General features: G+C 68.7%; 10 protein-coding genes and 2 pseudogenes. 7 read left to right on the top strand and 5 right to left on the bottom strand.

All coding sequences use genetic code 11. The features are described 5' to 3' along the window. Positions 1–175 precede the first annotated feature (175 nt). From AB4Y99_RS22840 to AB4Y99_RS22815, 6 genes and pseudogenes are all read left to right on the top strand, one after another. A pseudogene (locus AB4Y99_RS22840) lies at positions 176–1915 on the top strand (DUF3772 domain-containing protein); the annotation flags it as partial. Positions 1916–1961: 46 nt separating this feature from the next. Continuing rightward, positions 1962–2081, top strand: a pseudogene (locus AB4Y99_RS22835) (hypothetical protein); the annotation flags it as partial. Positions 2082–2174: 93 nt separating this feature from the next. Next, on the top strand, positions 2175–2429 hold the full coding sequence (locus tag AB4Y99_RS22830; RefSeq protein ID WP_441524945.1) for a hypothetical protein: 255 nt from the start codon (positions 2175–2177) through the stop codon (positions 2427–2429). A gap of 145 nt (positions 2430–2574) precedes the next feature. Beyond that, entirely contained in the window at positions 2575–3060 is a 486-nt protein-coding gene (locus AB4Y99_RS22825; protein ID WP_441524944.1) for a CAP domain-containing protein, read from the top strand. Between the two features lie 113 nt (positions 3061–3173). Beyond that, a complete protein-coding gene (locus AB4Y99_RS22820) occupies positions 3174–4379 on the top strand; it encodes a winged helix-turn-helix domain-containing protein (RefSeq protein WP_441524943.1) in 1206 nt (401 codons plus the stop codon). A 112-nt stretch (positions 4380–4491) separates the two neighbouring features. Next, entirely contained in the window at positions 4492–5199 is a 708-nt protein-coding gene (locus AB4Y99_RS22815; protein ID WP_441524942.1) for a DUF930 domain-containing protein, read from the top strand. Between the two features lie 7 nt (positions 5200–5206). On the opposite strand, the gene mutT is transcribed toward AB4Y99_RS22815, so the two are convergent. The 5 genes from mutT to AB4Y99_RS22790 form a co-directional block, all read right to left on the bottom strand. Next, positions 5207–5611: an 8-oxo-dGTP diphosphatase MutT gene (gene mutT / locus AB4Y99_RS22810; RefSeq protein WP_185748012.1), complete on the bottom strand. Its 405-nt coding sequence runs from the start codon at positions 5609–5611 to the stop codon at positions 5207–5209. Between the two features lie 11 nt (positions 5612–5622). Next, the gene (locus tag AB4Y99_RS22805; protein ID WP_441524941.1) at positions 5623–6138 is read right to left on the bottom strand and encodes a carboxypeptidase regulatory-like domain-containing protein; all 516 of its coding nucleotides are present in this window, start codon (positions 6136–6138) and stop codon (positions 5623–5625) included. Next, positions 6135–7064 carry a DMT family transporter gene (locus AB4Y99_RS22800; RefSeq protein WP_441524940.1) on the bottom strand — a complete coding sequence of 310 codons (930 nt, stop codon included), beginning with the start codon at positions 7062–7064 and terminating at the stop codon, positions 6135–6137. The genes AB4Y99_RS22805 and AB4Y99_RS22800 overlap by 4 nt, the downstream gene beginning before the upstream one ends. After that, entirely contained in the window at positions 7045–8295 is a 1251-nt protein-coding gene (gene argJ / locus AB4Y99_RS22795) for a bifunctional glutamate N-acetyltransferase/amino-acid acetyltransferase ArgJ (protein ID WP_441524939.1), read from the bottom strand. The genes AB4Y99_RS22800 and argJ overlap by 20 nt, the downstream gene beginning before the upstream one ends. A gap of 161 nt (positions 8296–8456) precedes the next feature. Continuing rightward, positions 8457–9314, bottom strand: a complete 858-nt coding sequence (locus AB4Y99_RS22790; protein ID WP_248311156.1) for a peptidylprolyl isomerase — start codon at positions 9312–9314, stop codon at positions 8457–8459. A gap of 88 nt (positions 9315–9402) precedes the next feature. Between AB4Y99_RS22790 and secA the strand changes: the two genes are divergently transcribed. Then, positions 9403–12003 (top strand): preprotein translocase subunit SecA (secA, locus tag AB4Y99_RS22785; protein ID WP_441524938.1); only part of this gene is annotated, 2601 nt, incomplete at its 3' end.

Genomic DNA, 12003 nt, shown 5'->3' with positions numbered 1-12003 from the left:
GGGCGCGCAGGCCCAGCAACCCGCGCCGGCGCCGACCGGCGCTCCAGCCACCGCGGCCGCGCCGGCCGCCGCGCCGGTCGATCCCAACAGCCCGCGCGGGCGTCTCGATGCGGTCCGGCTCGAACTCTCGCAGATCGAGACGACCCTGACGCGCCCGGACCTCAGCGATGCCGAATTGCAGCGGCAGCGCGTCCGTTTGCAGCCCTCGCTCGACCAGCTTCGCCTCGTCATCGAGCAGCAGGGCCCGCTGGTCGACCAGGCCAAGCTCAAGCTCGACCAGCTCGGCCCGAAGCCGGACGACAAGGCCCCGCCCGAATCCGCCGAGATCGCCCGCGAGCGCGAGGCCCGGACCAAGGCCTATGCCGATGCCGACGAGACGCTGAAGATCGCCCGCGCCGCGCTGCTCCAGGCGGAGCAATTGCAGAGCACCATCGGCGACAAGCGCCGCGAGATCTTCGCCACGACCCTCTTCGCCGCCGGCCCCTCCGTGCTCAGCCCCGATGTCTGGGGCAACGCGGTGGCGACGGCGCCCGAGGACCTGCGCGCCTCGGGCTATGTCTTCGGCGGCTGGCTCTCCGGCGTCTCGGATGCGCTTTCGGGCACGCGCGGCGGCATTCTCGCGCTCGCGCTGATCGGCGCCATCCTGCTCTACTGGGCCCGCGCCCGCTATCTGCCGCGCTTCAAGGCCCGCTACGCCAACACCCAGGACACCGGCAGCCTGCATTGCCTCTACGTGGCGCTGGCGCATATCGTCGCCGGCGCCGCGCCGCCGGCTCTGGCGAGCTGGCTGCTCTACAAGGCGCTCAGCACCACCGGCCTGCTGCCGGAGCGCATCCAGCCGGTGATCTGGGCGGTGGTGATGGGGCTGGCCTTCGTCGCCTTCGTGCAGGCCCTCGCCGATGCGGTGTTCGCACCCTCGAGCCCGCAGCGGCGCCTGATCCGCGTGCTCGACGACACCGCCCGCAGCGTCGTCTGGATCGCGAGCGCGCTCGCGCTGGTGACGGCGGTCGGCAAGGTCTTCGAGGCCTGGCTGCAGGCCATCGCCGCCGGCCTCGCCATCTCGATCATCGTCAAGGCGCTCTTCGCGATCCTCTTCGCGCTGGCGCTGATCGCGGGGCTCTACCGGATCCGGGACGACGAGGATGTCGAGCAGGAAGCCTGCCTCGGCCCCTATGTCCCGGTCGATGGCGCGAGCCTCGGCCCGCTTCGCATTCTCGGCTGGATCATCGGCCTCGCCATCATCGCGGCCGCGCTCAGCGGCTATATCGTCTTCGCCTCCTTCCTGGCCCAGCAGGCGCTCTGGCTCGGCATCGTCGCCTGCCTCTATCTGCTGACGCATCAATTCGTCGATCTCGGCATCCCGCGTCTCTTGACCGGCAACGGGCGGCTGGCGCTGACGCTGCGCGCCGGTGTCGGCCTGCGCGCGGCCACGCTCGACAAGATCGCGGTGCTCGGCGCCGGGGTGCTGAAGCTGCTTCTGCTCTTCGTGACGCTGCTGCTGGTGCTGGCGCCCTGGGGGCTGGAATCCTCGGATTTCCTGGGTTCGCTGCGCGCCGCCTTCTTCGGCTTCCAGGTCGGCGGCGTCACCGTCTCGGTCTCGACCATCGTCGTCGGCGCCGTCGTCTTCGCCTTGGGCATCGCCGCGACCCGGACCTTGCAGCGCTGGCTCGACAACAAATTCCTGCCGACGACGCATCTCGACCCCGGCCTGCGCAACTCGATCACCACCGCCGCCGGCTATTTCGGCTACATCGCGGCCGTCGCCATCGCCGTCTCGGCGGTGGGCCTGAGCCTGGAACGGCTGACGCTGGTCGCCTCGGCGCTCTCGGTCGGTATCGGTTTCGGCCTGCAGTCGGTGGTGTCGAATTTCGTCTCGGGCCTGATCCTGCTCTGGGAGCGGCCGATCCGGGTCGGCGACCAGGTCGTGGTCGGCGACGTCGAGGGCATCGTCAAACGCATCAATGTGCGAGGTCGCGAGCAATCATGGCGACGTGCTGCAGAAGCCGCCGCCGGCCGTGATGTTCAAGAAAATCGGCACCACGACCATGGATTTCGAGCTGATCTGCGTCGTCGCCGACGTCGAGATCACCGGCCGGGTCAACAGCGACCTCAACTTCGCCATCCAGAAGCGCCTGACCGAGTTGGAGCCACCGGCCGATACGCCGCAATTGCTGGTGAAAGGGCTCGACGGCGTCGAGCACTCGCTGGGCGAGATCGCCGCTGCCGTCGGCCGCGGTCGTGAGGCGCAGCGCAAGGCCGCCGCGGGCGCCGGCAAGCCGGCGGCAAACGGCAAGACCGCCGTGGTGCAACCGCGACGGGCCCGGGCCGCCACGCCCGACGCGGACGAAACGCAGGACGAGGACAAGCCGGATACGAAGCCGCTTCCCCTCCCCGATCTCGCCAATGCCAAGGACAGCGACAAGGAATGACCGGATGCCCAAAGCATTTGCGAGCGAAGTGGACACTGGTTTGCGTCGAGACCATGCGCCGGAACAAGGAACTGAGGCCATTCCGCACTTCGGGGGATCGCGGAATGGCCGCAGCCTCCTGCGCCGCCTCGCGGGCCAGCGCGCCATGACCTGCCCCGCCGCCATCGCCGGCGCACTCGCCTTGCTCGGCGTGGCCGGCTGCACGGAGCCGCAGCGCCAGGCCCAGCCCGCCTTCTATCGCGACCTCGGCTCGACCTCGGCCAAGGTCGATGCCGAGCAGGCCCGCGCCATGATCTCGGCCTACCGCATGAACGCCGGCCTCGGCACGCTGGCGCTCGACCCCTCCCTCGACGAGGCGGCCCAGCACGAGGCCGAGGCGATGGCCCGCTCCGACAAGCCAGCGCAGGCCGATGCGGTGAAGGCACGGCTCGCCAAGGAGGGCGTGCCCGGCGCCGAGGCCAATCTCTCGGCCGGCTACCGGCGTCTCGCCGAAGCCTTCTCCGGCTGGCGCGACTCGCCCCAGCATGACCGCGTCATGAAGGACGCGAAGGCGAAGCGCATGGGCATCGCCACGGCCTATGCGCCCGGCTCCAAGTACCAGGTCTACTGGGCGCTGATCGTCGCGCCCTGAGGCCCGGCGCCGCAGCTGCTCGAGGAGGCGGCCATACGGCTCCCGCCAGCCGCTGTCAGCGGAGAAGCCCGCGCCCTCTTACGAAGCGCCGGCACGGTGGCTAGCTTGCATCCATGCCGCCTCGCCCCCGCAAGCCGCTCGCCCTCTCCGCCGAACAGGCCCGCCGCATCTGGCTCGCGGCCCAGCGGCTCGACCGGCGCGCACCCTTCGGTGCCGGCCCCGCGGCGACGCGGGCTGCGGTCGAGCATCTCGGCTATGTCCAGATCGACACGATCAACGTGATCGAGCGCTGCCACCATCATATCCTCTACGCCCGCATCCCCGCTTATCGCCGCAGCGACCTCGCCCAGGCGCAATCGGTCGAGAAGAGCGTCTTCGAATACTGGACGCATGCGCTCTCCTATGTGCCCACCCGCGACATCCGCTATTTTCTGCCGGAGATGAAGGCGCATCGCGATGAGCCGAAGCGCTGGTCGGCCGTCGGCTCCCGCGAGGAAACCCGCAAGCTGCTGCGCCGCATCCGCCGGGACGGCGCCCTCTCCATCCGCGACATCGAGGAGGAGCTGATCGAGAAGGCCCATCTCTGGGCCAGCAAGAAGCCCTCCAAGGGCCTGCTGGAACGCGCCTTCTACGATGGCGAGCTGGTGATCTCCGCCCGCACCGGCATGGTGAAGACCTATGAATTGTTCGACCGGCATTTCCAGTGGGAGAAGCGGCCGACGCCGGCGAGCGAGCGGCAGGTTGCCGCCTACAGGCTCGACCGGGCGCTGAGGGCGCAGGGGCTCGTCAGCCTCGATTCCGCCTGCCATCTCGACGCGCCCAGCAAAAAGGCGGTGGCCGCGCAGATCGCCGGCCGGGTCAGGCGCAAGGAGCTCGTGCCCGTCGCGATCGAGGGCGCCGGCAAGCAGGTCCACTGGGCGGCGCCGGAGGCGCTGGAGACGGTGCCGGAGCCGCCGGAGCCCGGCCTGATCCATATTCTCTCGCCCTTCGACCCGCTGGTGATCCAGCGCAAGCGCGCGAAGCTGTTCTTCGACTACGCCCATGTCTTCGAGGCCTATCTGCGCCCCGAGAACCGCGTCTATGGCTATTTCGGCCTGCCGGTGCTGGCGGGGGACCGGATCGTCGCCGTCCTCGACCTCAAGACCGACCGCGCCGCCGGCAAGCTCCTGATGCAGCGCTGGACCTGGCTCGATGGCTTCGAGGCGCCCGCCCTCAAGGCCGCCATCGAGGAGGAGTTGCGGCGTTTCGAGCGCTTTCAGCTCGGCCGCGACGAGGCGGAACCCGTTCCGGCCGAGATCGACACAAAAATGCCGGCTTGATCGCGGCTGTTCCCCGGCGAGGGGCGAGGCGCGAAACCGGATGATGGCGATATTCCGACCGGGCGATTCTGTTCGCGGCACATCTGCCCGCGGCAAGGCCCTGCCCTGAACCATGCCATCGGCGCCTCGGTCACGAGCTGCGACGCTGGCGCCGGGCCTGCCGGCTGCCGCGATCCTGCATGCCGCGCTGATCGCCTGGCTCGCTTCAGTCGCGATCCAGCAATTCGACATCGCCCCCATCGCCGAGCAGAGCGTCGAGGTCGAGTTGCAGACATCCGAGCAATTCGAGGCGCTGACCCGGCCGCAACCGCCGACGCCGGCCCCCGCTCCGACCGCACCGGTCCCGGACATCGCGCCGCCGCTCGCCGCCCCGCCTGCTCCCGCCCCCCCTGCCGCGCCGGCACCGAGCCCTCCCGCCCCGGTCGCGGCGGACGGGATGGTCCACCCGCCGCGCATGCTCTCGCAGCGTGTTCTGGCCGATCCGCGCAGCCGCGACGCCCTCGCCATACTGCCGCGCCTCGCCCCCGACGAGCGGGTCGAGCAGCTCTGCGGTTTGGAAGCGATGGGCCAGATCCGTGACTGGCAGCGCAGTTTCGAGCCCGACCGCGTCACTGCCTATGCCCTGGCGGGCACCAAGCTTTCAGGCCAGGTCCTGATGGCCGAAGGAGCCGCCTTCCGCAGCCGGCAGCGCTGGTATGGGTTGCGCTTCGCCTGCACGCTCTCGCCGGATCTGAAGCGCGTCACCGCCTTCGCCTTCCATGTCGGCGATCCCATCCCGCGAGATCGCTGGGAGGCGCTCGGCCTGCCGGCCGTGCATTGAGCGGGGCTTACGCTCCGAGCAGGTCGACCAGCGGCGGAATCAGCGGTTCGTCGGCCGGCGGCATGGCGAGATCGCGCAGCTTGCCGGGGCGAACCCATTTCAGCGCCTGCGCCTCCCGCGAGGCGGGCGAGCCCTCCCAGCGTCGGCAGACATAGAGCGGCATCAGCAGATGGAATTCGGGATAGGCATAGCTGGCGAAGGTCAGCGGCGCGAGGCACTCCTCCTTCACGGTGATGCCGAGCTCCTCGTGCAGCTCGCGGATCAGCGCYGGCTCCGGCCGCTCGCCCGGCTCCAACTTGCCGCCGGGGAACTCCCAGAGCCCGGCGAGCGCCTTGCCCTCCGGTCGCTGGGTGACGAGGATGCGGTTGTCGGCATCGATCAGCGCGCAGGCGACGACGAGAAGCAGTTTCACGGGGACAGGACTCAGTTGCCGGAGAGGATGACCTGGACGGGCTCGGTTTCCTTGCCCGTCAGCGTGACGCTGTCATAGACCGAGCCGCCCTCCCGCGAGAAGGCGTCCTCGTCGCCCCAGATCACCTGAGTGGTGACGAAATAGCTGCCGGGCGCCACCTTGTCGAAGCCGAAGCGGCCATTGGCCTCCGCCTTGGTGGTGCGGGTGTATTCGCTATAGGCGGGATCGACCGCGTCATCGGCCGGGTAGGCGCGGTGCGGAACATATTTGCCCTTGCCGTAGAAATTGGCGAAGCGCTCGCGGGCGAAGGCCGTCGCTGGGATCAGGCGCACCACCTGCCCGGCAGCGTTGACCACCGTGCCGCTCGGCCTGGTGCGGAAGGCGTGGCCGACGATGACCCCGTTGCCGCTCTGCTTGATGAAGGCGGCCTCCTCGGTCGAGAAGGCCGCCGTCGCCGGCTTGCGTTCGACGCAACCGGCCATGATGGCTGCGGCCAGCGCCGCCGCCGCGAATAGCCCGATCCTCATGCAGCCCCCAGCTTGCGCGGCGCCGTCGTGACCAGGAAGACGCCGGCCAGGATGATGCAGCCACCGAGAACCTGCCGCAACTCCAAAGCCTCGCGCAGGACAACGACGCCGAGGATCACGGCGACCGTCGGCACAAGATAGCCGGTCATCGCCGCCCGGGTCGGCCCCGCCGCCCGGATCAGCCGCATGAACACCGTGACCGGGATCGCCGTGGCGAAGATGCCGAGCGCCAGCATCACCGGCAGATGCGAGCCGAGCGGCAGGAAGGCCGAGGGGCCCAGGATGGCGAGCGTCAGCCCCGTCGCGATCAGGCCGGAGAACATCTGCTGGCCCAGCGCCAGCCGGGCCGGATCCCCGATCGCGGCCGGGACGGTCCGGACATAGAGGTTCGCGACGGCGTAGCTCAATGTCGCGCCGATCATCGCGATGACGCTGAGCGCCGTGCCGCCGCCCTCGAACAGGCGCGGGCCGATCAGCAGCGCGACCCCGGCCATGCCGAGCAGGATGCCGCCGAGCCTGCGCCGGCTCAGCCTCTCCTCGGCGAAGACGAGATGCGCGACGAGCGCGGTGACGAGCGGGCCGGCCGCCTGGATCATCGCCGCCGGGCCGCTGGCGAGCTGGATCAGCGCATAGCCGACGAGYACRTTCGGCASCCAGCCATTGGTGGTGCCGAGCATGATCCAGGGCAGGATCTCGGCCCGGCGCGGCAGCGGGCTGCGCCCGCGGCCCAGGCTCCACAACGACAGCACGGCGGCGCCGAGCAAGCCCCGGCTGGCGGCGATTGCCAGCGCCGAAACCTCCCCGCTCATCAACTTGATGAACAGGTAGCTCGATCCCCAGAGCAGGGAGCAGATCAGCAGGTTGACGGCGATGAAGCTGCGGCTTGGATCGGCCGGAAGCGGCCGCTCAGGAGCGGTAATCGCCATTGATCTCGACATAGGCCTTGGTCAGGTCGCAGGTCCAGACCGTGGCCTTGCCGCGCCCGATGCCGAGATCGGCGGTGATGACGATCGTATCGCCCTTCATGTAGTTCGACACGGCCTGCTCGTCATAGGACGGGGCGCGGGCGCCCTGCTTCGCCACGACGATGTCGCCGAAGCCGATGTCGAGCCTGTCGCGATCGGCCGGCTCGCCGGCCTTGCCGACCGCCATGACGACGCGGCCCCAATTGGCGTCCTCGCCGGCGATCGCGGTCTTGACCAGCGGGGAGTTGGCGATCGAGAGCGCGACGCGCTTGGCCGAGCGGGCCGAGGCCGCGCCGCTGACGCGCACCTCGACGAATTTCCGCGCGCCTTCGCCGTCCTTGCAGACGAGATGGGCGAGCTCGAGCAGGATGGAGTTCAGCGCCCGCTTGAAGCCSGAGAGSCGKGCATCATTGACCTCGGTGATCTCCGGCACGCCGCGCGCCGCCGCCTTSCCSGTGGCGAASAGCATCAGCGTGTCSGAGGTCGAGGTGTCGCTGTCGACSGTGACGGCRTTGAAYGARCCCTTSACGCCCTTCGACAGCAGCGCTTGCAGCACGGGGGCGGCGATCGGCGCATCGGTGAAGACGAAGGAGAGCATCGTCGCCATGTCCGGCGCGATCATGCCGGCGCCCTTRGCGATGCCGGCGATCACGACCTCCTTGCCGTCGATCTTGGCCTTGCGGGTCAGAGCCTTCGGGAAGGTGTCGGTGGTCATGATCGCCTTGGCGGCGTCGATCCAGGGGCCGTCCGCGGCGCGCTTGGCGCAATCGTCGAGCACGCCCTTGAACTTGGTCGCGTCGAGCGGCTCGCCGATCACGCCGGTCGAGGCGATGAAGACCTCCTGCGGCTGGCAGCCCGCGGCCTTGGCGGCGATCTCGGCCGTCAGCTTGACCGAGTCACGCCCCTTSAGGCCGGTRAAGGCRTTGGCGTTGCCGGAATTGACGACGATSGCSCGSGCSKWGCCYTGCKYCAGGTTCTCRCGGCACCAGTCGACCGGSGCGGASGGGCATTTCGAGCGGGTGAAGACRCCGGCGACCTGCGTGCCCTGATCGAGCAGCGCGAACCAGACATCCTGGCGGCCCTTGTAGCGGATGCCGGCCTCGGCGGTCGCGAAGCGCACGCCCGGAACCGGCGGAACCTTGGGCTGGCGCTTGGGCGCGAGCGGGGAAACGGGAACATCCTTGCCGGCCATCGGGCTTCCTCCTGCGGGACACTGCTCGAAGACCGGCGAATCGTCCGCTCGCCGGGCAGTGCGTCTCGTTCAAGAGCCCCTCTGCCGCAGGCCGATGACGAAAACAAGAAGGGCGGCCGCAAGGGCCGCCCTCCAAAATCGCGTAGTCGGGAGCGAAACGCTCAGTTCTTCTTCGGCTCGGCCGGCTTGGCGGCGTCCGGAGCCGGGGCAGCCGGCGGAGCCGGCTTGTCGAGGCGCTCGACCTTGGCCTTCTCGCGCAGCGCCAGCACGGTGTCCTGCTGGGCCTTGCGCTCGAGATACTGGTCGATCTGCGGCTTCACCGCGGCGAAGTCCGGCAGCGGCTTCGAGCGCTTGTCCTCGAGCTTGATGACGTGCCAGCCGAACTGGCTCTTCACCGGCACTGAGACCTCGCCCTTGTTGAGCTTGAAGGCGGCCTCGGCGAATTCCGGCACCATGCGGTCCTTGGTGAACCAGCCGAGATCGCCGCCCTCCTTGCCCGAGCCCGGATCCTTCGAGACGTCGGCGGCGACCTTGGCGAAATCCTCACCCTTCTTCAGCCGCTCCTCGACCGCCTTGGCCTGGTCCTCGGTCTCGACGAGGATGTGGCGGGCATGCGCCTCCTCCTCGGGGGCCATCGCCTTGGTGGTGTCGTCATAGAGCTTCTTGGCGGCCTCTGCGGTCACGGCCTTCTTGCCGACGCCGGAGAGATACTGATCGAGCATCACCTTCTCGCGGTAATAGCCGAGGCGCGCGGCGAATTCCGGCGTATCGGCGACCTTGGCCTCGGCCGCGGCCTTCGCACCGAGCTTGAGGTCGACGAGGTAGTTGATGACCTCGTCGCGCTTGCGGTCTTCGGGGAGCTGGGCGAGGCGCTCGCCGAGATCCTCCGTCGCGAGCTGGACCTCCTGCTCCGTGATCGGGATGCCGTCGACCTTGGCGACGACCTTGTCGGCCTGGGCAAAGGCCGGTCCCGCCAGCAGCGCGAAGCCGAGAGCGGCGATGAGACGGGTGGATTTCATTCGAGAATACCGCGGCCTGCCGGCCCGGGCGCGAAACCCGAGGGGCCGCGCCGGCCGGTGGACCGAGACATCACCTGAAAGGCCCAACATGCTTGGCGCGCTCGCAAAGAAGATCTTCGGCTCGTCGAATGACCGCCGCGTCAAGGGCTACCAGCCCCGCGTCGCGGCGATCAACGCCCTGGAGAACGAGATCGCCGCGCTGAGCGACGAGGCGCTCAAGGCCCGTACCGAGGAATTCCGGCAGCAGCTCGCCAATGGCGCCAAGCTCGACGACCTGCTGGTGCCGGCCTTCGCCACGGTGCGCGAGGCGGCCAAGCGCGTGCTCGGCCAGCGCCCCTACGACGTCCAGCTCGTCGGCGGCATGGTGCTGCACGAGGGCGCCATCGCCGAGATGAAGACCGGCGAGGGCAAGACGCTGGTCGCGACGCTCCCGACCTATCTCAACGCCCTCGAAGGCAAGGGCGTCCATGTCGTCACCGTCAACGACTACCTCGCCCGGCGCGACGCCGAGTGGATGGCGAAGCTCTACAACTTCCTCGGCCTGACCGTCGGCACCATCGTCCACGGCCTCGACGACGAGGAGCGCCAGCGCGCCTATGCCTGCGACATCACCTACGGCACCAACAACGAATTCGGCTTCGACTACCTCCGCGACAACATGAAGTACGACGTCGCGCAGATGAGCCAGCGCGGCCACCACTTCGCCATCGTCGACGAGGTCGACTCGATCCTGGTCGACGAAGCCCGCACGCCGCTGATCATCTCCGGCCCGCTCGACGACAAGTCGGACCTTTATGTTTCGATCGACAAGGTGCTGCCCGGCCTCGTCCCGACCGATTACGAGGTCGATGAGAAGCAGCGCACGGTGGCACTGACCGAAGCCGGCAACGAGCATATCGAGGAGTTGCTGCGGCAGGCCGGCATCCTGACCGAGGGCGACCTCTACGACGCCCACAACATCACCATCGTCCACCACGTCAACCAGGCGCTGAGGGCCCACGCCCTCTTCACCCGCGACAAGGACTACATCGTCCGCAACGACGAGGTCGTGATCATCGACGAGTTCACCGGCCGCATGATGCCGGGGCGGCGCTATTCGGAAGGGCTCCATCAGGCGCTCGAGGCCAAGGAGCGCGTCACCGTCCAGCCCGAGAACGCGACGCTCGCCTCGATCACCTTCCAGAACTATTTCCGCCTCTACAGGAAGCTCGCCGGCATGACCGGCACGGCCGCGACCGAAGCGGACGAGTTCTTCCAGATCTACAAGCTCGAGGTCGTCGAGATCCCGACCAACCTCCCGATCTCCCGCAAGGACGAGGACGACGAGGTCTATCGCACCTTCGAGGAGAAGGTTCGCGGCGTCATCCGCGAGATCAAGCAGGCGCAGGAGAACGGCCAGCCGGTACTCGTCGGCACCACCTCGATCGAGCGCTCGGAGCTTATCGCCGAGATGCTGGAGAAGGCGGGCTACAAGCTCATCGACTTCACCGACCCCACCGCGCTGGAGCCGGTCTACGCCGCCGCCCGCAAGGGCGAGACCGTCAAGGCCTTCGCCGTGCTGAACGCCCGCTTCCACGAGCAGGAAGCCTATATCGTCGCCCAGGCCGGCGTGCCCGGCGCCATCACCATCGCCACCAACATGGCCGGCCGCGGCACCGACATCCAGCTCGGCGGCAATGCCGAGATGCGCATCGCCCACGACCTCGCCGGTATCGAGCCCGGCCCGGAGCGTGACGCGAAGGCCGCCGCCATCCGCGCCGAGGTCGCCGATTTCAAGCAGCGCGTGCTGAAGTCGGGCGGGCTCTACATCGTCGGCACCGAGCGCCACGAGAGCCGCCGCATCGACAACCAGCTGCGCGGCCGCGCCGGCCGCCAGGGCGATCCCGGCCGCTCGAAATTCTTCCTGTCGCTGCAGGACGACCTGATGCGCATCTTCGGCTCCGACCGGATGGACGGCATGCTGCAGAAGCTCGGCCTCAAGGAGGACGAGGCGATCGTCCATCCCTGGATCAACAAGGCGGTGGAGAAGGCGCAGGGCAAGGTCGAGGCGCGCAACTTCGACATCCGCAAGAACATCCTGAAATACGACGACGTCATGAACGACCAGCGCAAGGTCGTCTTCGAGCAGCGCCGCGACTTCATGAAGCAGCCGAGCGTGCGCGAGACCATCGACGACATGCGCCAGGGCGTCGCCGAGGACCTCGTCGCCCGCCACATCCCCGAGGAGGCCTATCCCGAGCAGTGGGACACCGCCGGCCTCAAGCAGGAGGTGGTGCAGTACCTCAACCTCGATCTGCCGATCGAGGACTGGGCCAAGGAGGAGGGCATCGCCGACACCGAATTGCGCGAGCGCATCCGCAAGCTCTCCGACGAGGACTATGCCGCCCGCATCCAGCGCAACACCGAAGAGGTCATGACCTATGTCGAGAAGCAGGTGCTCCTGCAGACGCTCGACCATCTCTGGCGCGAGCATCTCGTCACCCTCGACCATCTCAGGCAGGTCATCGGCTGGCGCGGCTATGCCCAGCGCGACCCGCTGCAGGAATACAAGCAGGAGGCCTTCGAGCTCTTCGACGGGCTGATCGGGCAGCTCCGCCAGCAGGTCACCGGCCATCTCTCGCGCGTCGAGGTCCGCTTCGATCAGCCCGAGGAGCAGGCCCCGCTGCAGGTGCAGGATGCGGGCCCGGTG

Source organism: Allobosea sp. TAB14 (assembly GCF_052113865.1).
GTDB lineage: Bacteria > Pseudomonadota > Alphaproteobacteria > Rhizobiales > Beijerinckiaceae > Allobosea > Allobosea spartocytisi.
The sequence above is the reverse complement of the archived record's forward strand: the minus strand, read 5'-3'. Positions and strand labels throughout refer to the sequence as shown.

What these genes read in the sequence shown, in the direction of transcription:
- AB4Y99_RS22805 (WP_441524941.1), bottom strand. Translation starts at nt 6,138, where the DNA reads ATGAGGATCGGGCTATTCGCGGCGGCGGCGCTGGCCGCAGCCATCATG.
- AB4Y99_RS22790 (WP_248311156.1), bottom strand. Translation starts at nt 9,314, where the DNA reads ATGAAATCCACCCGTCTCATCGCCGCTCTCGGCTTCGCGCTGCTGGCG.
- AB4Y99_RS22820 (WP_441524943.1), top strand. Translation starts at nt 3,174, where the DNA reads ATGCCGCCTCGCCCCCGCAAGCCGCTCGCCCTCTCCGCCGAACAGGCC.
- AB4Y99_RS22815 (WP_441524942.1), top strand. Translation starts at nt 4,492, where the DNA reads ATGCCATCGGCGCCTCGGTCACGAGCTGCGACGCTGGCGCCGGGCCTG.
- AB4Y99_RS22825 (WP_441524944.1), top strand. Translation starts at nt 2,575, where the DNA reads ATGACCTGCCCCGCCGCCATCGCCGGCGCACTCGCCTTGCTCGGCGTG.